This is a genomic window from Gordonia sp. w5E2 (assembly GCF_036540975.1).
Classification (GTDB): Bacteria; Actinomycetota; Actinomycetes; order Mycobacteriales; family Mycobacteriaceae; genus Gordonia; species Gordonia jacobaea.
The window spans coordinates 1,225,222-1,248,960 of sequence record NZ_CP144213.1; the positions used below are offsets into that span (position 1 = coordinate 1,225,222).

Annotated in this window: 24 protein-coding genes and 2 tRNA genes; 22 read left to right on the top strand and 4 right to left on the bottom strand. The window is 63.1% G+C overall.

Annotation, left to right across the window (positions count from 1 at the left end):
- The first annotated feature begins 43 nt into the window (after positions 1-43).
- Together RND64_RS05620 and sepX are read left to right on the top strand one after the other, a co-directional pair.
- Positions 44-715 (top strand): SIMPL domain-containing protein, encoded by a 672-nt coding sequence (locus tag RND64_RS05620; protein ID WP_331436482.1) that lies wholly within the window; start codon positions 44-46, stop codon positions 713-715.
- Between the two features lie 161 nt (positions 716-876).
- Positions 877-2,256, top strand: a complete 1,380-nt coding sequence (gene sepX / locus RND64_RS05625; protein ID WP_290724794.1) for a divisome protein SepX/GlpR — start codon at positions 877-879, stop codon at positions 2,254-2,256.
- Here sepX and RND64_RS05630 read toward each other — a convergent pair.
- Positions 2,213-2,995 carry a hypothetical protein gene (locus RND64_RS05630; RefSeq protein ID WP_414651983.1) on the bottom strand — a complete coding sequence of 261 codons (783 nt, stop codon included), beginning with the start codon at positions 2,993-2,995 and terminating at the stop codon, positions 2,213-2,215. The genes sepX and RND64_RS05630 overlap by 44 nt on opposite strands.
- A gap of 119 nt (positions 2,996-3,114) precedes the next feature.
- Here RND64_RS05630 and RND64_RS05635 point away from each other — a divergent pair.
- A tRNA-Ala gene (locus RND64_RS05635) sits at positions 3,115-3,190 on the top strand.
- A 40-nt stretch (positions 3,191-3,230) separates the two neighbouring features.
- Here RND64_RS05635 and RND64_RS05640 read toward each other — a convergent pair.
- Entirely contained in the window at positions 3,231-4,517 is a 1,287-nt protein-coding gene (locus tag RND64_RS05640) for a tyrosine-type recombinase/integrase (protein ID WP_083444306.1), read from the bottom strand.
- Positions 4,514-4,807: a hypothetical protein gene (locus RND64_RS05645; RefSeq protein ID WP_152930007.1), complete on the bottom strand. Its 294-nt coding sequence runs from the start codon at positions 4,805-4,807 to the stop codon at positions 4,514-4,516. Before RND64_RS05645 ends, RND64_RS05640 begins: the two co-directional genes overlap by 4 nt.
- Before the next feature lie 417 nt (positions 4,808-5,224).
- Between RND64_RS05645 and RND64_RS05650 the strand changes: the two genes are divergently transcribed.
- From RND64_RS05650 to RND64_RS05730, 17 genes are all read left to right on the top strand, one after another.
- The gene (locus tag RND64_RS05650; protein ID WP_049697933.1) at positions 5,225-5,563 is read left to right on the top strand and encodes a hypothetical protein; all 339 of its coding nucleotides are present in this window, start codon (positions 5,225-5,227) and stop codon (positions 5,561-5,563) included.
- Positions 5,560-5,826, top strand: a complete 267-nt coding sequence (locus RND64_RS05655; protein ID WP_049697934.1) for a hypothetical protein — start codon at positions 5,560-5,562, stop codon at positions 5,824-5,826. Before RND64_RS05650 ends, RND64_RS05655 begins: the two co-directional genes overlap by 4 nt.
- Before the next feature lie 107 nt (positions 5,827-5,933).
- Positions 5,934-6,896 (top strand): helix-turn-helix domain-containing protein, encoded by a 963-nt coding sequence (locus tag RND64_RS05660; RefSeq protein ID WP_049697935.1) that lies wholly within the window; start codon positions 5,934-5,936, stop codon positions 6,894-6,896.
- 469 nt (positions 6,897-7,365) lie between these two features.
- A complete protein-coding gene (locus RND64_RS05665; RefSeq protein WP_049697936.1) occupies positions 7,366-12,186 on the top strand; it encodes a hypothetical protein in 4,821 nt (1,606 codons plus the stop codon).
- Positions 12,187-12,193: 7 nt separating this feature from the next.
- A complete protein-coding gene (locus RND64_RS05670) occupies positions 12,194-12,685 on the top strand; it encodes a hypothetical protein (protein WP_152930009.1) in 492 nt (163 codons plus the stop codon).
- 1 nt (position 12,686) lies between these two features.
- Positions 12,687-13,403, top strand: coding sequence for a phage minor capsid protein (locus tag RND64_RS05675; protein ID WP_049697938.1), 717 nt, complete (start codon positions 12,687-12,689; stop codon positions 13,401-13,403).
- A 140-nt stretch (positions 13,404-13,543) separates the two neighbouring features.
- Positions 13,544-13,852, top strand: a complete 309-nt coding sequence (locus RND64_RS05680; RefSeq protein WP_331436483.1) for a hypothetical protein — start codon at positions 13,544-13,546, stop codon at positions 13,850-13,852.
- An 83-nt stretch (positions 13,853-13,935) separates the two neighbouring features.
- Positions 13,936-15,303, top strand: coding sequence for a terminase large subunit domain-containing protein (locus RND64_RS05685; protein ID WP_083444319.1), 1,368 nt, complete (start codon positions 13,936-13,938; stop codon positions 15,301-15,303).
- 141 nt (positions 15,304-15,444) lie between these two features.
- Positions 15,445-15,723 (top strand): hypothetical protein, encoded by a 279-nt coding sequence (locus RND64_RS05690; RefSeq protein ID WP_049697940.1) that lies wholly within the window; start codon positions 15,445-15,447, stop codon positions 15,721-15,723.
- Positions 15,723-15,914: a hypothetical protein gene (locus RND64_RS05695; protein ID WP_049697941.1), complete on the top strand. Its 192-nt coding sequence runs from the start codon at positions 15,723-15,725 to the stop codon at positions 15,912-15,914. Before RND64_RS05690 ends, RND64_RS05695 begins: the two co-directional genes overlap by 1 nt.
- The gene (locus tag RND64_RS05700) at positions 15,911-16,066 is read left to right on the top strand and encodes a hypothetical protein (protein WP_160318040.1); all 156 of its coding nucleotides are present in this window, start codon (positions 15,911-15,913) and stop codon (positions 16,064-16,066) included. The genes RND64_RS05695 and RND64_RS05700 overlap by 4 nt, the downstream gene beginning before the upstream one ends.
- A gap of 10 nt (positions 16,067-16,076) precedes the next feature.
- Entirely contained in the window at positions 16,077-16,439 is a 363-nt protein-coding gene (locus RND64_RS05705; protein ID WP_049697942.1) for a hypothetical protein, read from the top strand.
- 290 nt (positions 16,440-16,729) lie between these two features.
- Positions 16,730-16,951 (top strand): hypothetical protein, encoded by a 222-nt coding sequence (locus RND64_RS05710; RefSeq protein WP_049697943.1) that lies wholly within the window; start codon positions 16,730-16,732, stop codon positions 16,949-16,951.
- A 324-nt stretch (positions 16,952-17,275) separates the two neighbouring features.
- Positions 17,276-17,338 (top strand) — tRNA-OTHER (locus RND64_RS05715).
- 1,719 nt (positions 17,339-19,057) lie between these two features.
- Entirely contained in the window at positions 19,058-19,432 is a 375-nt protein-coding gene (locus RND64_RS05720) for a hypothetical protein (RefSeq protein WP_162491222.1), read from the top strand.
- A gap of 100 nt (positions 19,433-19,532) precedes the next feature.
- Positions 19,533-21,059, top strand: a complete 1,527-nt coding sequence (locus RND64_RS05725) for an MFS transporter (protein ID WP_049698102.1) — start codon at positions 19,533-19,535, stop codon at positions 21,057-21,059.
- Between the two features lie 127 nt (positions 21,060-21,186).
- Positions 21,187-21,663 (top strand): TetR/AcrR family transcriptional regulator, encoded by a 477-nt coding sequence (locus RND64_RS05730; protein ID WP_235434293.1) that lies wholly within the window; start codon positions 21,187-21,189, stop codon positions 21,661-21,663.
- 43 nt (positions 21,664-21,706) lie between these two features.
- On the opposite strand, the gene RND64_RS05735 is transcribed toward RND64_RS05730, so the two are convergent.
- Positions 21,707-22,282: a TetR/AcrR family transcriptional regulator gene (locus RND64_RS05735; protein WP_200903210.1), complete on the bottom strand. Its 576-nt coding sequence runs from the start codon at positions 22,280-22,282 to the stop codon at positions 21,707-21,709.
- Positions 22,283-22,368: 86 nt separating this feature from the next.
- On the opposite strand from RND64_RS05735, the gene RND64_RS05740 reads away from it, so the two are divergent.
- Complete coding sequence (locus tag RND64_RS05740) at positions 22,369-23,085, top strand: SDR family oxidoreductase (protein ID WP_049697948.1); 717 nt, start codon at positions 22,369-22,371, stop codon at positions 23,083-23,085.
- A gap of 60 nt (positions 23,086-23,145) precedes the next feature.
- A complete protein-coding gene (locus RND64_RS05745; RefSeq protein ID WP_049698103.1) occupies positions 23,146-23,700 on the top strand; it encodes a hypothetical protein in 555 nt (184 codons plus the stop codon).
- Positions 23,701-23,739: the final 39 nt, after the last annotated feature.

Below are 23,739 nucleotides of genomic sequence, written 5' to 3' on the forward strand. Positions count from 1 at the left end.
GTTGTTTGTCTGGGCGACCTGTCCTTCTGCGTAGGGTTGCCGTATGGCTGAGTCATCGCATAGCGCATCGGAGTTGCTCGAGATCGTGGTGCGCGGACACGCACGCGACAGTTACCCGCCCGAGCGCGCGCTGCTCTCGCTCAGCATCGACTTCTCGGGCTCGAATCGCGAGGCGGTGTACACCGACGCGGTCGGGGTGCAGGGGCGGGTCGTCGGGTCGCTGACCTCACTCGAGGAACGGAATGCGGTGTCGACGTGGCACAGCGAGTCGGTGCACGTGTGGTCGTATCGACCGGTCGATGCCAAGGGCAAGCCACGAGAACTGCTGTACGTCACGAAGATTCGCGTGACCACCGAGTTCGTCGACTTCGACGAACTCAACACGTTCATCGACGCGTGGGCGACGGTCGAGGGGGTTGACGTCGGCGGCGTGCGCTGGGATGTCACGCGCGAGGGGCGAGCCGAGCATGAGCGGGAACTTCGACGCCGAGCGGTCGACGATGCGGTGGCGAAGGCGCAGGCCTACGCCGACGCGGTGGGTCGGGGCGAGGTGCGGGCTGTTCAGCTCGCCGACCCGGACATGCTGTCGAGTGGACCCGAACGGATGGCTCGGGTGACATTCGCGGGCGCGCCCGCTGACGCACCGACGTTGGAGTTGCGGCCCGAGGACATCGATATCGACGTCTCGGTGGACGCGCGCTTCGTCGCGAGCTAGTGGCCGGTTGCGAACCCGGGCACCGCGCGGAGTCGCTGAGAAAGCCATATGAATCACTCCAATCTGGCGGGGGCTCGGCGCGTCTGCGCAGTTCGCGCAATGGTCGCACCTAGATTATTGGGTGGTCCGGTGTAACCAGAGTGATTGAAGGGAGAGGTCGAATGCCGAACTCCGTGCTGTGGGTCTGCCTCGTCGTGGTGTGGCTCTTCGTCCTCGTTCCCATGGTCATCAAGGGTCGACCGCAGATGCGCAAGTCGACGGAAGCTGCGCGCATGACGCGCCTCCTTCACCGCGGCGGCACCAAGACCCGCACGTCCACCGCTCGACGCTCCGCAGGTGCCCACCCGCAGGACCCGTCGTGGACGTCGCGGCGCTCGTCACGTTCGGCGAGTAGCGCCGCGACATCGCTTCTCGACAAGACCGAGTCCGACGAAGAGGTGTCGACCGAGTCCGGCGCGGACACCGACGACGCTCCGACGTCGCAGAAGGCGACCAGCACCAAGCGTGCAACTGGGGCGAAGGTGCAGGCGCCCAAGGCTGATCCGGACGTCGAGGCGGATCTCGACGCTGATGACCTTGACGCCGACGATGTCGATTCGGCCGACGACAACGTCACGCTCACAGGCGAACTCGTCGATGCTGACGAGACTGAGGCTGACGAGGTCGACGACTTTGCGGACGCTTCGGATGTCGTCGACGCCGAGGTCGAGGATGCTGAGGCTGAGAGCGCTGAGACCGAAGATGCTGAGCTCGAGGATGATTCGGACGTCGAGGACGTTGAGGATGAAGCCGAGTACGACGACGATCTCGAGTACGACGACGACCTCGACGATGAATTCGAGGACGACGAGTACGAGGACGATTACGACGTAGAAGATGACAGCGCGGACGACGACTACGACGTTGAAGACGAGTACGAGGACGACGAGTACGACGTCGAGGATGAGTACGACGTAGACGCTGAGGACGACTACCTCGACGAGGTCGACGGCTACGAGAACCCTGTGCCGCGCGACAAGCGTTCCGCCGCAGCACAAGCCGAGCCCACGACCGTCGTCGACCGCGGACGCACCCGCGATGCACGACGTTCGGGTACGTCATTTGACGAGCGGGACAGGAAGATTCGCTACCGCGAGCGTCAACGTGTGGCCATCGCGCTGCTGACGTTTGTGGTCATTTCGATCGCGCTCGGAGCGTTCCTGGGGCTCATCGGTTGGATCGCTACCGGGATCACCGTCGTGATGCTCTTTGCCTACCTGGCATACCTGCGTAGCGCGGTCCGCAACGAGCAGCGGCTACGCGCGCAGCGGGCAGCCCGTGTGGCGCGGCAGCGTCGGCAGGACGAAGAGCGTCGACGTCGCGAGATGGCTGCGCCGCAGTTCGTCCCGGTGGTCGAGCCCGCGCCTCAGATGCGCAGGCCCGGCGGAGCCGTCGTCGTCGAAATCGACGACGAGGACCCGATTTTCGATCACATCCCGCCGTTCCAGCGGCGTCGTGTCATGCGTGAGGACGAGGACTTCCGTCGGGCTGCTGCTGGCTGACGGTGATCGCCTCCGGGTGGTTTTTGATCCACTTGCTTGCGTCCGTGACAGCGTGGCAAAGCGCAACGCGCTCACCGACATACGTCACCGGAGCACCGACAACCGGTATGTAGCCGAGCATTCCGAGAAGCTTGGGCGGGCCGGGGCGACGATCGAGTTCGTCGTTGACCTTGCGCAGGATCTGAGCCACCTCCCAGAGCCCACCGATCACCGACCATCCGCGACGCTTCTTTCCTGACGACGTGTCGTCGAAAGGATCGGTGTTCGACGCGGCGTCGGAACTCAATTCTCGATCGCTGAGTACCGAAGCAAGCAGTCGCACTTGATCATTGCGATCGGTGACCCCGTACTCGCGTGCGATGGCGACGAGCACGATGGCCTGATTGGCGTAGCCGAGCGCGCTGGTGAGCGGCAGAGCTTTGGCCCATGCGCCGAAGACGCCGGGGTAGGAGACGGCAATCGTGTTGAGCGCGCCGATGCGATTGACCCACCACTTGCCGCGCTCTTTGAGCGACAGCTCCGACCAGCCATGCGTGCCCGGCCAATCGGCCACGTCGAACCCGTGGGCGACGACGTGTCGGAGCTTGTCGAGGCGAGAACGATCCTCGGAGTCGTCGTCGAACGTGCTTGCCTTGATTCCCAGCGGATCCGACGACGCGAGTGCGTCGAGGATCGGGTTGATGATGGCGACCGCGCGGTCGAGGGCGGTTGCGAGCTCTTTATCGGACATTGTGGCCACGTGCCGAGCGTATCGGAGCGGCGTCGACGTCCGGCTTGTCGGCACGACGACGAGGCGTTTGTGAGCTTGCGCGCGGCGGCTGCTAGAGTGACCTACGGCTGATCACGCAGTGGTCACCCGGGGCTATGGCGCAGTTGGTAGCGCGACTCGTTCGCATCGAGTAGGTCGGGAGTTCGATTCTCCCTAGCTCCACCAGAGAAAGCCCAGGTCAGGGCGTTATTCGAGGGGTGAGGGCTTAGCCCTCGGCGGTACCGTCCCGCAGTGGTCCCGCAGTAGTTTCACTCAGGCCAGAAACTTTTGACCTGATCGCAGTGTTCTGAGACATCATCTCGCCTCGAATCTTCTGGTCCAACGCACCCGCTACGAGGTCGAGATCGTCGTCGAACAGGTCGGCGTAGGTATCGAGCGTCATGCTCGCCTTGGCGTGGCCCAGCATCCGCTGAACCGCCTTCACGTTGGCCCCCGCCGAGATCGCGAGGGAGGCCGCAGTGTGTCGGAGGTCGTGGGGTGCGAGGCGCGGGAACTCTGGGGTGACCGGCTCGCCACCCTTGGACTTCTCCTGCGCCCTGGCCTTGGTCGCGGCCTCCTGGCAGCTCTTGACGGCCTTGTCAAACACTCGTGGACGCCAATTCGTGTTTCGCAGGACCCCACCATCCTCGGCGGTGAACACGAGGTCTTCACGGCCCTTGCCCACCATGAGCTGACTCAGTGCCGGTGCCAGTACCGCTGGGAACGGCACGGAGCGTCGCTCGTGTGTCTTCGGCGTGCCCCACACCAACGCGCCCCTGACCTCGGTTACTGACCGCGAGACCTCGACCCGACGCCGCAGCATGTCGACATCCTGCACCCGTAGCGCAGCCATCTCGCCCCACCGCAGCCCGGTATAGGCCAGGAACTCGACGACCTCGGGGCGGAAGGTGACCGCCTGGGCCAACGCCGACACCTGGGAAACGGAGAGGTAGGCCCGCTCCGCGTGTGCCCGCCTGGGCAGCTTCACGTTGCTGCACGGGTTCGCCGAGAGCCGTCGGTCCTCGACTGCCAGTTCGCAGATGCCCCGCAGGACACCCACGGCACGCTCAATGGTGGGGACTCCCACGGGGCGGTGGTCCTCTGTCTCGGTAGCCATCTCAGACACCCAGGCCCGCACGGCGGTCACCCTGATCTCCCCCACGGGGACGGTGCCCCATCGGGGAGCGACGTGGACGCTGTAGGCCGTCTCGCGGGAGGCGAGGGTCTTTTGCGAGAGGTGCCCCGCTTGGCGCTTGTAGTCCTCCCACAGCGACGCCACGGTCACCTTGCCCGCGCGGTCATCGACGAACCTGCCCAGGTTGCGCGAGGTCGTGAGTTCGGACAGGAACGCGGTGGCGTCTGACTTTTTGTCGAACGACTTGGACAGCTCGCGGCCCTCGACGACGTAGCGAACGAGCCAACGCCGCCCCCTGCCGTACTTCGCGGACTTCTCCCCGGTGGAGGTATGCCAGGCGTCGGTGATCCCTTCCCGGCGATTGCGGTGCTGGCTCATCGCATACCCGCTCTCACGAGGTCTTCACCGATCAACTCGACCATCGAGTCGTGAGTGGTGAGCCTGTCGATCGTCGCCCGCGATAGCCCTGACAATTCGATGAGGTCGACCTTGCGCAGGCCGCAGAGGTACCCCCGCACAATCGAGCAATGGAACTCGTGGCGGGCGCGTTCCGCCCTCTGCGCAGCCGTCTCCGACCAGTCTCGGTTCTCGGAGATGGCTTCTGCCACCTTTGCGCGTTGCTGGAGTAGCTGTTTCATGTCGTCGCCTTTGGGTCTCGTTCTTGCCATGCCTCACAGATTACCAGAGTTCGTCATCATGAGGCATTTTGTTTGATGGGTTGAACGGAATAACGATCGGGTAACAATGCCGAATGGCGTACGCCTTGCAACGTCTGGCGACGTCTGGCAGTAGTCGTCAAACCGACTGTGGTGCAGATGTTTTCGTCGTTGTTGGCTATCTCTGAACGCATATCGTTGTGTTGTCCCACGACCGACAACGAAAGGAAAGATGTTGGACGACAACACAACCGAGCTTCTCGGTTACGAGGGGATCAGGCGGGAGTTCTTGCCCGATCTGCCTCTGGGGACCCTGCGGGCTATGCAGTCGCAGGGGCGGCTTCCCCGTTCAATCACGATTGGCCGCAGGCGGTACTGGGAACGGGCGGTCATTGAGCAGTGGATTGCGGACATGCTCAAGGATGCATCGTGACCGACCCCGAGGACATGAACCCGATCGAGCTGGGTCGCTTGATCGCTCGCCTACGCGGCGAGATGACCCAGATGAAGAATCGTGTTCAAGTGCTCACGCTGATGAAGGCGCGAGTTGAGGCAGCGGGGGTAGACACCTATCGAGCACTGGAGGGGAGTTCTGAGGCCAGTAAAGGGAGCGGGGGGTCTGGTAGGACCCCAAAGGCTCAAAACTCGCCCAGAATCGCCAACCAACAGCGGGAATCGGCACTGTCGTTTGACGATCGAGCCGAAAAGTTCGGCAGGATCGAAGATTCGGGTCTCGGAGACGGTGAACCTGCGGGGGGCGAGGGATGAAAAATCGCGCAGAAGTTCGCACCATCAACGGCGAACCAATGCTGGATGCCCGGTGCACTGCGCTCCTCCTGGGCGTCGATGCCTCTGATCTCGCGGGAGGTCAGAAGTTGTCGGAGTCCGCTGTTCGCTCAGGCATCCGTCGTCGCAAGGAATACGAGGCGGCAACGGGGAACACCGAACCCGACATGTTGGGTGTTCTCTCCCACTACGCCAGGCGCGAGGGGGTCACGCTGATCGTCGACGGAGTCACCGTGGTCGATTAATGTCGACACCGGCATATCAACAGAAACGGAAACACCCCCGGCGAGTAGTCAGCCGGGGGTGTTCCTGCGTCGCACCGATCACCAGAAGAAAGGCACAGACCAAGGATATGTCACCAACGCGATTCGGCAAGTTCCCCAGTATCGAGCGCGGGGGTCTGACTCTCGCTGAGCGCGGGGTACTTGCGCAGATGTACACCTTCGCCGATCAGAACGGCGTGCTCTACGTCAACCAGGAGAAGTTGGCACGGGAACTGGAGATCGGGCGCTCAACTCTACTGCGGCATTTGAGTGCTCTGGAGCATAAGGGATTCCTCACGCGGCGACACCAGTACCGCAACGGCGGGGGGTATCGCACTAGTGAGTATCGACTGTCCGTGGTCGTCAAGGACTCGTTGAAGGGTCGCGACAACAAGTCGAAAACAGACCCCGAGACGACCGAAACGACCTCTCACGATGTCCCAGAATCGGGACAACGCGATGTCCCAGAATCGGGACAGCAATTACATACCGTTCCTAAGAACTCTTCACAGACCGTTCCTAGTGATGGTTCTCGTGATGGCGCAGTTGACCGGATGAGGACCGAAACAGACGACCTCGCGGATGCTGGTACTCGGGTCCCGGATCAACTGCGCGCGATCAAAAGTGCACTTTTCCCCAATGACCCAGGTCACAACGGAAGGGTCACTCTGCCGACGGAACGGCTAAACGATGCCCAGGGACCGCTGTGGAGGGACTGGGAGCCGAACGCTCGGCATTGGCGCATGATTCACAGCCTTCGCTGCGACCACGGCATAGTCATTAATCCCGACGCCCTGTTCGCAGCCTGGGAGCAGTCGGCAGTTCAAACGCCGACCGGGAAGCAAAGGGTCAGTGCGAATTGGGGCGCTGACCTCATGGCGGCTATCCAGATCGTCGCCCACGACATCGACGATGCTTTTGAGCTAAGCCCCGTATTTGATGAGCGGTACTACTCGGAAAACGCAGAGGAGCTGATCGCCGATTATCATTGGCACGCACAGGACGAACACGAGGAGTCATCACCGTGGAGCATCAGCAGCGCCCCCTTCTGATCGAGTCATTGTGCCCCGTGTGTTTTGAGCCCTTGAGGATCGGTGCAGACTGGGTTGTCCCAGAGCATGAGGACCCGATCTACCTAGCTCCTTGTGTCGCCGTAACACCGCCGAAGATGTTCGCGTTTCACATGAACGCTGTTGTCTACGGGCGGTTCTGAACGGTATTTCCGCGTCATTGCACGGTATTTCCGCGTACACAGAAACACCCCCGGGGACGGCTCGCGTTCGCCCCGGGGGTGTTGTGTACCTGTGCCTACCGGATTCCGAGTTCAGGAGAAACCAGGTACACCGAAACCCTAGCGTGTGTTCTGAAAAAAGCCGCCGATCGTACGGCGTTTCAAGGGTCGCGTTTGAAACGCGACCCGTAGAATAGAGAGCAGAAGCGCAACCCCGCGCTTACCCGAGAAAGGACGGAACCCAAGCCCATAAGGGCCTGGGCCACTTGTCCTTTCGGAGGTGAGCAGCGTTGGCCGATCGCTACGGCGGCACTCTCAAACTGCGCATCACTCCGGATGCCTCCCGGTTTGTTTCCGAAGTTCGCGCAGTCGCGGAGCAGGCCCGCAAAAGCGCGTCGGTGAAGATACCCGTCGAGGTCGACAATCGTTCTCTACAGCGTTCGCTGCGCACTGCGACGAGGTCGTCGAACGCCACGGTCAAGGTTGATGCGGAGGTCAATCCTCGCTCCCTGGAACGTTCTCTCAGGCGGGCAACCCTGGCGTCGTCCACGCGAGTGAACGTCGGTCTCGACCCCGACTTCGCGGGAGCGACCGCACGGATAGAGACCTGGGCAAGGTCGTTGCGGCCCACGGTCCACGTGAACATCGACTACGACCGCTCCGCGATTGACCGGTTGGGGCGCGTCCTCGGAGGTATTGCCTCAACGGGGGTTCGAGGTACGGGGAACGCGGCAGCATCCGCTGCGGGGTCGTTTAGCAATCTGAGTGGTGCGATCGGCCTTGCGGCTGCGGCACTCGCTGGTTTGGCTGCGATCTCGCTCGTTCCGCTCATCGCGTCTGCCTCTCAGGCTCTTGGGGTGTTTGCTCTCCTGCCGGGGGTGATCGGGGCCGCTGGGGCGTCGGTGGCAACCCTGGGCCTGGGTCTCGGCGGGGTCGTGGACGCGTTCAAGGCATCCGGCGACGCGGCCACCTCTGCGGGCGGTGCTGCGACCGACGCGGCCCACGACCAAGAGCAAGCCGCGCAGCGCGTCACGCAGGCTCAGGAGTCGGTGACCGACGCCGCTAGGGCTGTGTCCGACGCGCAGCAGGACGCCCGAGACGCCGCAAAGGACCTCAACGACGCCTATAAGGACCAGGCGCGCGAGCTGGAGGACGTCAACCAGCAGTTGACCGACGCGACGCTCAACACCCAGGACGCGGCGCTGGGTCTCGCGCGGGCCAAGGCCGACCTCCAGAAGACTCGGCAGGATCGCGCCCTGGGTAAGGCGAGTGACCTCGACGTTGCCGAGGACCAACTCCGCGTCCAACAGGCGCAGAACCGCCTCAATAAGGCGAACACCGACCAGACACGAGCCGGTCAGGATGCCCGGGATGCCAATCAGAAAGGCGTCGACGGCGGCGACAAGGTGGTCGAGGCGAAGAAGCGACTCAGCGACGCTGCCGACCGCGAGACCGACGCGAATCGTCGTTTGCGAGATGCGCAGTGGGCACTGAACGAGGCTTACTACCAGCAGGCGCACTCCACGGCTGCGGCTGCGGGCGGGGTCGACAAGTACGCCGAGGCGATGAGCAAGCTATCGCCCAACGCACGCCAGTTCGTGACCGACATCAAGAGCCTGTCCGGGGCGTTCGGCGAACTGCGAAATAATGTGCAGGACAAGCTATTTGATGGTCTAGGTCAGAAGATTGTCGATCTGAGCAACAACTATCTGCCCACCTTGAACAAGGGCCTCGGTGACATCGCATCGGGGTTCAACTCGGGTCTGTCGAAGATTATCGACCAGATGTCGCGCCCCGAGAACATCAGCGCGTGGTCGAACATCTTCTCGAACACGGCTGCGTCGGTGGACAAGTTCCTGGGCGGCCTGGGCTACCTCGGGTCGGCGCTGACTACGATCGCGTCCGTCGGGTCTGACTTTCTCCCCGGCATCGGGCAGAGCTTCCAAGACACGATGCAAAAGTTCGACGAGTGGATTAAGGGCCTCGACTCGAACGGCAAGCTCAAAGAGTTCATCCAAGGTGCGATCGACAAGTTTCACGAACTCTGGGACATCGGGTCGAAGATTGTCGAACTCGTCAAGAACATCTTCTCTGGTGGGAAAGACACCGGCGACGACATGCTCAAGAGCATCTCGACGACCCTCGACAAGTGGAATCAGTTCCTCGGGTCTCCGGAGGGGCAACAGAAGCTCAAAGACTTTTTCGAGGACGTCAAGCAGTCGGCCAAAGACATTGCGAGCACGATCTCGGCAGCCGCAGACATCGTGCATCTCGTCTCCGGTATGGGTCCCCGTGACGACGGCAAAAAGAAGCCGACCAACATCGACGAGTCGAAGTCAACAGGCGCAGGGGCGAACTCCGCACGGCTGAAAGACAAGGACGGCAACACCGTTGACTCCGAGGGCAACCCGGCATGGAACCCGGGCGAGTCGGGTCTCGCGGCCACGATCCCGGTTATCCCAAAGAACGGCATCATCGGGAAGGCAGGCCGTGGTGTTGCGGGTCTGTTCGGCTACTCCTCACGCGACGGAGACGACGGGGCAGGGTCCTGGGACGGTGGAGCCTGGAAGCAAACAGGCGAGCGTTGGGCCAACGTCGGAAAGTCGGTCAAAGACAGCTACGACAAAAACATCGGTCCGACGATTACCTCGTTCGTGCAAGGTATGCAGAACATCGGCTCGACCGCGCTAGACAAGCTCCAGAACGTCGGGTCGAGTGCCTGGGGTTCGATCTCGAACGCCGCATCGACGGCGGGGTCGACGATCTCGACAGCCGCGCAGGGCGTCGGACAGTGGTTCGCCGACCTGGGCACCAAGGCGGGCAGCGCGAAAGACGCCGTCGTTCAGAAGATGGACGACATGCTGAATTGGCTTGGGGGACTGGGTAGTTCGATCGCGCAGAAGACCTCCGGCATGTGGAACGGAATTTCGGAGGCGTTTAAAGAGTCGTTGAACTGGATTATCGACCGCTGGAACGCCTTCACGATCAAGGTCGGCGGTTGGGAGATCATGGGCAAAAAGCTGCCATCTCTCACTGTCTCTATGCCGCAGATTCCCCGGCTCTATGCAGGTGGCGCGGTCCGTGATGAGAACGGTCGCCTGTCGGGACCAGGTACGGGAACCTCTGACTCAATCGTGGGCGTTAATGCCGACGGAATCCCTATTGTTCGCGTGGCGGACAAGGAGACAGTGGTTACCGCCGACGCCTCGAATCACCCTGGTAACCAGAAGATTCTGACCGCGATGAACCAGGGGGAGAAGTTCAACCTTCCCGGGTTGGCTACGGGCGGGGCCGTGGAGGACCCGAACGCCAAGAGCAACAGCACTTTTGTGCCGGGTTCCGAGCAGGGCAAGCCCTCTGGCCCAACGTCGCCCACCGGCAAGCCCTCTGACCTCGCGGGCATGATGTCGTTTCTCTCCTCAATGGCGAGCACGGCGCTCTATGCGATGGGCGGATTCTCGCGCACCGATATCGACTGCTCTGGACTCGTCTCGGCGGGCATCAACGCGCTGTTTGGCGAAGACCCGTTTGTCGGTCGGATGAACACCACCGTCGAGGGTCCGTGGCTATCCGCACGAGGGTTCACCCTGGGCAAGGGTGGCAACGATTCCATCACCATCGGCTTCTACGACCAGGGTGGAGGGGCGTTCGGGCACACAGCCGGAACCTTGCCCGGGGGGACCCCTTTCGAGGCGCACGGGCCAGATGGAACCCCGATCGAGTACGGCTCCGGTCAAGGTGCAGACCAGTCGATCTTTACCGACTTCTGGCATCTCGCCATTGCCCCGCAGGACCTCCTGAACGCCAACGTGAACGTATCGGGAGGCAATCTCCCGAACCCGACCTACCCAGGCACCGGAACGACACCGAACAGCACAAACACCACCGCTAGCACTGACCCCAGTGCCACGACCGACTCGGACAAGCCCACCACCATCTCCGGCTGGGCGGGCAAGTTCGCTCAGGACGCCGCGACGTACTACGCACAGGACACACTGGGAGTGTTCGGGATTCCCGACGAACTCCCCGGTGCGGTCAATGCGGCGTTCGTCGTCGGCAACGCGGTGGGTACCCAGGGCAACGACTCCCTGTCAGGCCTCGCGGGGTTGGCGGGGAAGGCCCAGACGAACAGTCGCGGGGCGTACACGGCACCGAAGACCGTCACCGTTCCGGACCAGAACAACCCCAACACGCCTACGAACACCCCGGGACAGACCACCTCGGGACCGACCACCTCGGGACAGACCACCCCTGGTCAGGCGAAGCTGGAAGGCCCCGCGTCGGATCAACCCGCGTCCCCGTCTATGCCGACCGATGTCCCCGAGGGCGGAATCGCCGCAGGCACCCCAGGGGCCAAGGAAGCCGTCTACTCGGAGTGGCTCAAGTACGGGTGGACCGAGGCCGCGCAGTGGCTCGATACGCTTCGCCTCATCAACGGGGAAAGTTCCTGGGATGTCGGGGCGGCGAACCCGTCGAGCACTGCACAGGGTCTCTTCCAGTTCCTCGACACGACCCGAGCGCAATTCCCCTACGGCGCAACAGCAGCCGAGCAAGCCGTCGGTGGCGGGCAGTACATCAAGAGTCGCTATCACACGCCCTCGGACGCGTGGCAGTTCTGGTCATCGCAGTCGCCGCACTGGTATGACGCAGGCGGCAGGATTCCCGTGGGTGACACCTGGGTACGCAACCAGACCGGCAAACCCGAAGCGGTGCTCACAGATGAGCAATGGTCGGACGTGTCCGGGATTCTCGGTGCGCTTTCTGGCCCCGTACTCGACAACCTGAACCGCACGATCGCCGACACCTCGGCAACTGCCATGACGAGCGCGGCGAACACGGTGCCCGGGGTTGGGCCTGCGGTACAGGCGGGGATAGGTGCGATGCGCACGTTCAACTCGGCGGTCGAGTCGGGTCTCGGTGTCGCGCAGACGTTTAAGAACTCCGCAGCCCAAACCCTCACCACCCACGAGGAGACAGCTACCAAGAACGTCAACTCGCACAATCGCACCACGAATTATCACATCAGCGGCACCGACGCCCAAACCGCTATGCGGCTAGCCCGTCTGCGCGAGCAGAAAGAAGCGATGGCGTATGCCGGAGGCCGAAGCTAGGAGAACCATGAAGCCCACGAAGCCCAACGCAGTAATCACCAAGCGCAAGAAAGCAATTGAGGAGTCGCCGGGTGTTCCGTGCCCGGCATGTAACACCCCCACCCAGGGATTCCACGAACCCTTGCCGACTGCCGATCCGAAGTGGAAGCCCGCCCAGCCGGGGGAGATCGACAAAACGATGGTCACCGACGAGAACGCTATCTCAGCGCTGCGGGCGGATCGGATGGCCAGGCGCGCCAAGGGGAACATGCGCGAGGAGTTGGCAGCGCAAGACCTCGCGGCCCGCTACCGCAACGCAGACAGCCCGCAGGGCGGACCCGAGAAGGGCCTTGACGATTGTCCGGTATGTGGTGCGACCGACGTGAAGGTCGACGACGCCAAGCTCACCCCGCAGGGGCGGGCGAAGGTGACTCGCACTCGTGCCCGCAAGGTGCAGAACACCATCGCGGCCTCTGCCGATGAGACCGCAGCCCGCCTCCGGAAGCGCTGGGTCAAGTGAGATGAATCTGAACCGCGCTTACCGGATCGCGGCGAACACCGCCGGGGCGGTGGCGCGTGCGCTCCAGAAGTTGAAAACCGCTGTCCAGGTGGCGTTCGAGCGTGCCATCGTGACTCGCAACCCTGCGGGGCAGGAGGGGGCAGTTAGGCGTTCGATCTCGTCCACTGTGACGACTCTGAGTAGTTATGTCATGACGGGCACGGTGAACGCCTGGAGGACCGCAGGCAGCGGCTACCGTCCGTCCCTCCGGAAGCTGACGCTTCCCGTCCTGTTGGCCTTGGGGCGGATGGAAACGATCTCGGTGAAGCGGTTCCACGAACTCGCGGACGAGGCCCTCTCCCGGATCACTACTGAGACCCGGGAGGACGTGCTGCGCGAGATTGTGCGGGAGTTCGTCGCACGCGGCATCCTGCGGATTACCGACTCTCTGGGGCGTGAGTACGACGCGGTCGAGTGGACCGAACGAGCCGTCGACACAGCGATTCTCAACGCTGCGCGGCAGGCATACACGGGGACACTCCTCGCGAAAGGGTCGACGGTGGTCAAGGTGATCACCGAGCAGGGGGCCTGCGGCAAGTGTCGCCCCTTCCATAATCGACACCTCGCCCTGCGACCGACCCCGGGGATGTTCACGGTGGCCCAGGCCGAGAGGCTGGGGCTGTTCCATCCCTCATGCCGGTGCCATATGGTCGAGATCAGGCAGGCGGTGGCCGCGTGAACGAGTGGGTGCCTGCATTCCCAGGACAGCGGCCCCCGTTTTTCAAGGACGGCAACGAATGCGCCCTCCGGCACGGTGCGCACTCTCCGAAGCTCGTGAACCCCCGCCGTGACGAGATCGTCGCGGGGCTACGACAGGCTATGCCGCACTTGGACAACGAGGGCTACGGCCCGCAACTGTCCCGGTACGGGACGACCCTCGCACAGATTGAACGCCTCGACGCCTGGCTGGAGGAACACGGGGTCATCGGCAAGGGCGGCAGCATCAAGCCCGCAGCCAAGTTCCGTGCCGATCTCGATAAGTTGGCTCTCAATCTCGCTGGCGCACTTGGGCTTACGCCCGTATCTCATGCTCGGGTATTACGCGACCTGGGGGAGGCTGGTCGGTCTCAGGTCGACATCGCCAAAGCGCAAGAGGAGTATCTCCGCGAGCAGAGGGGGAGCGCGTGACAACAACCCTCGACGACCTCCAGCACGTCGGCAGGTTCGCCGACAACTTGATCGGGCAACCACTGTGGTCGCATCAGTTAGAGATGGCCGAATCCGAGGCCCGGTACCGAATCGTCTGCGCGGGCAGGCAGGTCGGCAAGTCGCGACTTCTCGCGGTCCTGGCGTTGCACCAAGCCTTCACCGTGCCCGGCTCGCTGACCCTGTTAGTGAGTGCCGGTGAGACGGCCTCTCTGCGGTTGCTCGACGAGTGCGGGACCCTCGCGACGAAAGCACCGATCCTGCGGGGCAGCGTCGTCGACGACCATAAGACGACTCTCACGCTGAGCAACGGGTCGCGGATCGTCTCGGTTCCCGCGTCGGAGAGGCAGATTCGCGGCTGGGCCGTCGATCTCCTCATCATCGACGAGGCGGGGTTCGTCGCTGAGGATATTTGGCGGGCGGCAGAACCAGCGGTGATCGCCCGACGCGGTCGCGTGGTCCTGTCCTCTTCGCCCTGGGGTAACCCGCAGCACTTTTTCCGACGGCTGTGGACCCTCGGCAGGGTGCCCGACACGAAAGTTGCGTCGTGGCATTGGCCGTCGATCGTCTCACCTCTCATCAGCGACGAAGACCTCACCGACATCGAAGCCCGCGAGCCGTCGAACTACTTTGCCCGTGAGTACCTCGCGGAGTGGCCCGACGAGGCGGGGGCGTACTTCTCTACCAATGAGATCGAGAGCGCGACAGCGGACTACGAACTGTTAGCCCCCGAGAGGGCCAGGGGCGCAACCGCAGTGGCGGGGGTGGATTGGGGCTACAGCTTGGACGCGAATGCCCTAGTCCTCCTGGGGGCCGTCGACGAGGAACACCTCATCGGACGGCGCGACGACCTGCCTGTGTTCTACGTGCCGTGGCTCGAACACCACTACAGAATGCCGTTCACCCAGTTCGTCGAGCGGATCGTTCAGGTGGGCAGGGGATACGAACTCGTCTCGGTTGTCAGTGAGACCAATGGTGTTGGTCAGGGGCCGACACAAGCTCTCTATGAGAAGTTCTTACACGAGCCCCTTATGCCGGGAGTGCTCCCGGTAACCACAACGGCGCGGCGAAAGATGGCGGGCTTCTCCACAATCAAGCTGCTGTTACAACAGGGGCGGCTGGTTCTTCCGCGACATCCGGAACTCTTAAAACAGTTGTCCTACTTGTCATTTGAGACGCTCGACTCCGGTCTCACCCGAATTTCAGTTCCCGAGTCCCAAGGGCACGACGACCTCGTGATGGCACTCATGCAGGCCGCGAGCTGTTTGAACACCTACTACGAACCCGAGCGGCCTCAATACCTCATCAAGTCGAAACGCCCCGAGATGCTCACTACCCCAGGGAAAACGGTGATTCCCAGAACGCCGCGACCCATGACCGACCCGATGCCCCTCTCCTGGGGGCCGATGAATGCAAAGGCGTGGAACGCATGACCCCCGAAGAACTGCGCGAGCTTGCTGAACAGCTTGACCGAATCGCGGACGGGTACCCGCAGACACACGCGGGTGACTCTTGGTACCTCCTGGGCCAAGCCTCCGGTCTGCGGATGGCAGCTCGAACGATGGGATCAAACGATGTTGCGTGAACTCAGGCGGGCTATCGCCTCTCGGCTCGCGGTGTGGTCCACCCGATGGCACCTGCGCGAGACCGAGTTAGACCTCGACCTCACCGGGGTTCCCTCGGTCGACTCTCCGGCGATCGCTTGGGGTAGGACTCTCCCCGTCCCCACGGTCACCTTGATCACCGGAGGATGCGAGACCGACCTCACCCCCTATCGGGCGCGTGAGCTTGCCCAAGAGATATGGGACCTGGCCAACGACATCGAGGACGCCATCGCCGAGGACGGGTGCTAATGAAGGTCAGTTGCGGACGCCGCCCGATCCGTCCCGTGGTCGACATCGGCAGGGGGCCATACCCGATCTGCCTCCGGCTCGCGGGCATCAACTGGCATCTGTCCGAACGCGAAGCCCTCGCCCTAGCCGACCAACTCCACGACACCATCGACGCGGTGCGCTCCGGCATCGCACCCGAGGAGGGGCAGTGACCATCCCCGAGCAGGCAGCCGCCGCCATCGCCCGACGCGGCTACCGCCATCCGACCCACGACCTCGACGCGGAGATTCTCCGCACCCACACCGACCCCGCACGTCTGGGAGTCTGCCGCACCTGCGGGACCCCTGGCCCTGCGACACCTTGAGGAGCCTTTTGTGACCAATCCCCACAACGCGGCCATCGCGTTGACATCAACTGTGACTCAGTTCGTCGCGATGAAACGTGGAGTGCTCAACCCGACGCTCTTGGTGCCCGCCACCCCCGAGGCATCCGAAGCCCTGGCCCGCTGCCACGACATCGAATCCGCCGCCCGCTGTCTCGACGACGCCCTCGATAACGGCCTGGTAGTCGATGAACTAGGACACCCCACTACCGTCTCGTTCCTCGCCGACGAGGTCGCTCGACGCCTGGGCGCACTGCGGGAGAGCCTCCAGCGCACCGGAATACTCGACGCCCTCGCCCCAGCGGGCAAGACCGCCGTGAGTAGCGCGATGAGTGCTGTCTACGGGGAGCTATGAGCGTCTGAACGGATCGGTCGACATGCTGTTGCGGGAGGCCATCACAGGAGACGCTGGTTTGGGCTGTCTAACTAGCACCCGCAGCCACCCTGTTGGGGAGTAGTGCTGAACGAAACCGTCTGCTTGCTCGACCTTGAGAACCCCGCTATCGAGGACGCTATGACTTCGGACCTCCACGGGCCGCGTTTGATTGTCGGGTGTGGTCACTCGGATTGTGTATGTGCTCATGCTGCGAGTGAACACCCGACCACTGACAATCCTCGTTGTACGAGTCGCGGCACAATCGTCGAGTGACTTACGAAGCAAACGAGTACAGCCGACTCGATGAGTACGCCTACAGCTACATTCAGCACCCCGAGCAGCCCATCGAACCGAAGCTCTATCGCGAGCACCGACCAGACGTGCATGAGGTCAACCAACCGTGTGCGGCATGTGGTGACCCTTGGCCGTGCGGGGTATTCGATGCTCTGCTCCTGGGACTCTCGCACTCGTGGGGAGTGCGCAGCAAGTAGCTCGCGCCACGGTGAGATGGTCTGCCGTTCGAGACGAGGGGTCTACGAGTGAGTGACAAGATGTCATTCACTTGCGCCCCTCCTGGGTTCTGGCGTGGACGTCTCGCACCTCCTGCACCGATCCGCCGACCCCCGTCGCGCGGGAACAGCCGCGTGAGTACATGTGTTCGATCGGCGGGACCCGTCCCGCAGCCGTCCCGCAGTGGTCCCGCAGGACGACCAACACGAGTGCGTGTTGCCAACGCAGCCGCACGTAACCGTTTGGGTCGAGAAGCGCAGGCAGACAACGAGTTCCGAACAGAACAACGCCCTGACCTGGGTCGGGTGGTTTCGGTACGAATCTCGTTCGCATCGAGTAGGTCGGGAGTTCGATTCTCCCTAGCTCCACTACAGGTCAGAGACCCTCTTCGCTCACCGGCGGAGCGTTGCGCGCGAGAGACTGCGATATACAACCAGTCGTGGAAGCAAGCGTGTGTGGCAGCACATCCCGGGACGACGATCTCGGATGCTCCTGAGCCGACACCGCCGTACATATGCCACGATCCGGGCACACCGACTACGACGACCTCGATGCCGTCGGTCACCGCGCCGACGATCCCGACAGCGTCGGCCACCACGTCAGGTGCAGGACCTCAGCCGTTTGTTCACGCGCCGACAGACATTCCGTCACCAACACCGGGGCAGGAGCCCATCGTGCCGGTGCCGTCGGCCGGACAGTCCGGCTCCGCTCGACCAAGTTCGACACCGCCAGTGATTCGGGTGCCGTCGTCCGGGGGCCGATATTCAATGGCAGGATTCAAGCCGACTCGCCCGGTGTGCCACCCTATCGACCGTGCGGCGCGTCGTCAGAAATGCGCGAGATCGCAAAATACGATATCGCGGACTTTACTGACACAGTTGGATACACGACGACCGGTGGAATTGCGCGGATGTACTGTGGAACCAACAAGTGGGGTTTCGGGCACATAAAGGGCAATCATCTGGACGACTGAGCAATATGGCCGGGATTACCGGGGATAAGTGGATGGACCTAATGGACTATTCTATAGAGGCCACGCTCAAACATCCTGAAGAGTTCTCGCTGCGGACCAGCTCTGGTCGAGACTCGACCCGGTGTTATGCGCGTAAGATCTGGAGGTTCAACAAGCGAACCGGACAACTCACTAATTCGTATTTCTGGTCGAATGTCGTCGTGAGCGACTCCAGTTTCAAGATAATCACGGCTTACCCATCGACGGGATCGACGTCGGCCTGTGGGGGGTTCTCATGAAGGGTCTCCCTCAGCGGCGCTGGCAAGCTAGCGTTCGGTGGTGTACCGTCTCGGCGATCGCGATCATTGGCGTTTCGGGCTGTCAAGATCAAAGTATAAGACCTACAAGCTCGAGTTCGGGGGCATCGGCGCCAGTGTCTGCAACTGAAGGTCGACTAGTTGCGCTTCGCGGCGATCATGCCGCGTTGGTCGAAATTCTTCCGAACCAGCTTCGGGCGTATGCCATCGAAATTGACAACGACGAAGTCGCGCCGGATCGATTTCTTGCCGCTAACCTGGTGCTATCAGAAGATTACGCGCGGACGGCCACATTTGTTATGACTGTTCCGCAACATCCTTCCGAGGTCGGTGACATGGATGAGGAGCGACGATTGTACGAAGGGTCTTCGTACTCTTTCGCGCCGATTCCGACCGCAAAGGCGGCAACATTCGGGCAACACTCATACGTCCGAACGATGGCAGACGATTCAGGTCGCAGAGGGTGGTCATTGTTCTCTGATGTAGTCAATGTGAGTCTCATATTCTCAGGAGTCGAGATTAGCGACACCGAGCTGTGGGCAATGGCTGAACGTGCGCGTGCCTATCTGAGCTAGCCTGAGCGATTAGGTCGGAGTGGAATTCCCTCGGCTGGATGCCGGTTGAAAACTCCGATTGCCCGGAGGCGCGTACTTGCTTGTTGGGTCGTTCGCCGTCGGGTCGTAAGTCGTCTTCGATGTCGACAACCAGCCCGACCCCGTGGATTGGCGCGTATGCGTGCCAGATGTGGACGGCTGGTGAGGTGGAAGCGGCCACTCGTCCAGAGGAACCCTATCGGTGTCACGTGTGGATATCCGTCGGTGTCGACTGTGGTGAGTCTGGCCAGGGTGTCGCGGTCGCGGTTCAACAGTTCTGCGATTCCGTTGTCCATCTGGCTCGAGCGCCTTCAGCCGACCGCTCCGGTACGTCTTGCCCGCGTGGTCGCGGTTGCCGAGGCCTTCGGCCCTCAGCGGGGACTCGCGCTCCTCGATCAGGTCGACCGCGAGCACCACCTCACCGACGACCCTCTCGTCACCCAGCGCGCCCACGCTGTTCGGGCCCACCTCTTTGAGCGCCTCGGCGACCACGGCCGAGCCGCAGACCACTACCGCATCTCTGCCGGACTGACCGACAACGCCGCCGAGCGCCGCTACCTTCTCGAACGGATCGGGCGACAGGGTGAAGCCATGACGTGAGTCTCGGGAAGTGTGGGGACACCTTGCCCTCAGATAGTAGTTGTACGATAGTTCTAGTTGAATTATCGTACAACTACTATCAGTCGAGTGAGGGGTGTTGATGAGTGGACAGGCGGCGGCACCCTCGGGGGCGCGGGCATGGGCCGGGATGGCGATGCTGGCGCTTCCAACTTTTCTGCTCGGGCTCGACGTGACGATGCTGTATCTGGTGATGCCGGCGATGGCCGAAGATCTGGCTCCATCGGCTACGCAGACGCTCTGGATCATGGACGCTTACGGCTTCCTGCTCGCGGGTTTCTTGGTCACGATGGGCACTCTCGGCGACCGCGTGGGACGACGCCGCTTGCTGATGGTCGGGATCGCCGCGTTCGCGGTGGTTTCACTACTTGCGGCGTTCGCGCAGAGTGCGGAGCTCCTGATCGCGGCCAGGGCGCTGCTCGGGATTGCGGGAGCCACGCTGATGCCGTCGACCCTCTCGTTGGTCTCGAACATGTTCCCCGACCCGCGACAGCGGGCTGTGGCGATCGGTGTCTGGGCGACGTTGTTCGCTGGAGGTATGGCGGCCGGACCGATCGTCGGTGGAGTGCTGGTCGATTCACTCTGGTGGGGAGCGGCGTTCCTCGTGGCGGTGCCGATCGCCATCGTTGTGCTGCTGCTGGGACGAGCGGTGCTGCCCGAGTATCGCGACCCCGGTGGTGGCCGGATAGACCTGATCAGCGTGGCGCTGTCGCTGACGGCAATCTTGCCGATCATCTACGCCATCAAGCACATCGCAGGCCACGGCCCAAACGTCAGTGCCGTTGTCGCGGCCATGGTCGGCGTAGTCGCCGGCGCAGTCTTCTGGCGTCGACAACGCTGCCTCGACGACCCTCTTGTGGACGTAACCCTTTTCCGCAATAAGGCGTTCAGTGTGGCGTTGGCGGTCCTACTCATCGGGCTCGTTGGGGTGGGAGGAAGCATGTACCTGGTCACCCAGTATCTGCAACTGGTCGAGGGGCTGGACCCGTTCGTCGCGGGCCTATGGATGGGGCCGCCCGCGCTGGCGATGTTCGGTGCGGCCATCGGCGCGCCCCTGCTGGCCAGGCGTATCCGGCCCGGCTACGTCATGGGCGGCTCCTTGGCCATCTCCTTGATCGGATACGTGCTCTTGGCTACGGCAGGCCTGAACGACGAACTCACCGTCGCTGCCGGATTCGCCTTCGTCTACCTCGGCCTCGGTGCGATCGCCGCGCTGGGAACCGACATCGTGGTCGGTGCGGCACCGGCGTCGAAATCCGGATCGGCCGCCTCTCTGTCCGAGACCGTTCAAGAGCTTGGGATCGCGATCGGCGTGGCCACGCTGGGCAGCCTCACCGCCGCGATCTACCGCTCTCAACTGTCGATTCCAGAAAGTCTCTCCGAGGAGGAGGGGGCAGCGCTGGTCGACGGTCTCACCACGGCCACGGCGATCGACGACGAGCTCCCCGCGGGCACACTCGTCGAAGCGCAACAGGCCTTCACCATGGGCCTGAACGTGGCCTCTGCGGTTGCAGGGATCGCGATCGCGGTCGTCACAGCGTTCTGCTTGCGAATGCTTGGGCACGTGCCCCGACTCGATCAAGTGCATCAGCAGGACCCGGCCAGTTGAACGATGGTTCGACTATCGTTGGGGCGTGATAGATGGTGACGTGACGGGCGGTGACGGGCACGTCGATGGGCGCCGGGCTCGGGGCGCGAGGCGCCGGGCCGAGATCATCGATGCCACGCTCGCAGTCGTGACTCGTGACGGTGCGGCAGGCGTCACGCACCGCACCGTCGCCAAACAGGCAGGAATCACCACGTCCCTGAGTACGTACTACTTCGCTACTCTCGACGACCTGCTCGTCGCCGCCCTCACCAGCGTCGCCGACGCGTACACCGCGAAGATCAGAGCGATAATCGACTCACCCGGCGACAAGCTCACGGGCCTGGCTGAACTCATCGCCGAAACCGCAGGCTCCGGACGCGAACGCGCCCTGGCCGAACGCGAACTCTCCACTCTCGCTGCTCGACGGCCCGCTCTGCGACCGGTTGCTCGACGCTGGCGCGAGAACATCGCCGAGCTCGCATCCGCCCTCACCGATGACCCCACCGCCATCGCGGCCGTGGTTGCTGCCTCCGACGGGCTATGCACCGCCATCCTCCTCGACAACAGCCCTGCTGAACCCGGATACATCCAAGACGTTCTCCAAGGCGCGATTCACCGCGAGTGAGCCATTGTGCGGGATGTTTCTCGAAGGCGTGATGTCCGGCAGGTCACGCAGTGTCCTGTGCTGCGGTGCTCACCGCCCGTAGCGCCGTCATCGCGGTGTCGGCGATGTTCAGGAGGTCTTGCGTCGAGCCGCCGTCGCGCGCGCATCCCGACATTCCGCGAAGAACGGCGACGAGGAACTCCGCGAACTGATTGCTGTTGACCGTGTCCGCGAGGTCTCCGTCGCGCATGCCCTGGTCGAGTCGGGCCTGCAGACGCGCCCGCAAGGTCTCCCGCTGAGCACCGAGGCGCGGTTCGGTGAGCATCAGGCAGCCGGGCGGTGTCGTGGGGCCGGTGTGGGCGTGCGCGGTGTCGTCGAGTACTCGGGCGATCGCCTGCTCGACGGTCGGGAGCGCGGTTGCGTCGTCGACTGCTGCGATAGCGCGGTCGAAGTAGAGCGCCGACGCCTCGTCGAACAGGTGCTGTTTGTCGCCGAAGGCCGCGTAGAGGCTCGGTGCCGTGATGCCCATGGCGGCGGTGAGCCGCGCGATCGAGGAGCCGTCGTACCCGGAACGCCAGAACTCCTCGACGGCCGCCAGCAGGGCGGCGTCGCGATCGAAACTCCGAGGTCGGCCAGCCACGGGCAAACAATAACATAGTGACCGTTACAGAATGTGTTACGGTGGCTGAGTTAATAAGCTAGCGATCGATACAGAATGGAATCATCATGAACATCGAGGGTGCGGTTGTGCTCGTCACCGGCGCAAACAGGGGAATCGGAGCGGCGTTCGTCGAACAACTCAAGCGCCGCGGGGCGTCGAAAATCTACGCGGCGGCTCGCGACGCCGGCACCATCCACGCGGACGGCGTCGAGGCGATCTCGCTCGATGTCACCAATCCCGACGACATCGCCGCTGCTGCCGCGACGGCGACCGACGTCGATCTGCTGATCAACAATGCGGGCATCTCCACGGGAACCCCGCTGGTGTCCGGGGATGAGGCGGCGATCCGTCGCGAGATGGACACCAACTTCTACGGGCCGCTGCTTCTGACCCGTGCTTTCGCGCCGATCCTCGAATCGAATGGTGGGGGAGCAATCCTCAACGTCGTGTCTGCGTTGTCGTGGTTCACCGCACCGGGCGCCGGCGCGTATGCCGCGTCGAAAGCAGCGGCGTGGATGCTCACCGACAGCACCCGGCTGGAGTTGACCGCGCAGGGCACGCAGGTCACGGCCGTCCACATGGGTTTGGTCGACACCGACATGTCGCAGGGCATGGACGCGCCCAAGCTCTCACCCGCCGAGCTGGCAAACGCTGGCCTCGACGCCATCGAGTCGGGGGAGCAGGAAGTGCTGGCCGACGACTGGGCAAAGCTTGTGAAGTCCGGCCTCACGCTCGAGCCCAAGCAACGCTACGAGCAACTCTTCGGCGCAACGGGTGCGTAGTTGGCAGATGAGGCTCCCGAGCGGGTAAGACGGAATCGTCCGCTCCGAGAGGTGATCGTCATGAGCCATGACATCCTGTCCGACCCCGAGATCGCAGCACTGACTGCGCAGCAGCGTCGGGATCTGATTGCCCGACTGTCCCGCCCGCTCGACGGCATCGCGCCGAGTCCGGTTGTGCGCAGCAGGATTCGGCGTGTGCGCATCGGCGTGATGGCGATCGGCGCGACTGCGCTCATCCCGTGGATCGTCTTTCTCGGGCTGACCCTGCCGGTCGACTACGTCGCCCACAACTGGTCGGTCACCTGGATTGGCTTCGACGTTCTGCTCGTCACCATGATGACCGCGACCGCGGTGCTGGCGTTCCTGCGTCGCCAACTGCTGGTCCTCGCGGGATTCACCACCGGAATCCTGCTCATCTGCGACGCCTGGTTCGATATCATGACCGCGGCCCCCGACGACCGGTGGGTCTCGCTACTGACCGCGTTCCTCGCCGAACTACCCCTCGCCGCGCTCTTGATTCTGGGCACCACGCGGATCATCCGCCTCAACGCCGTACGCCAGTGGCAGATGGAACCCCATGCGCCGCTGTGGGATCTAAGGATGGCCCTCGGCTGAGCGGTGGGCGCTATCTTGTGTCGTTCAATGCCGAACGCG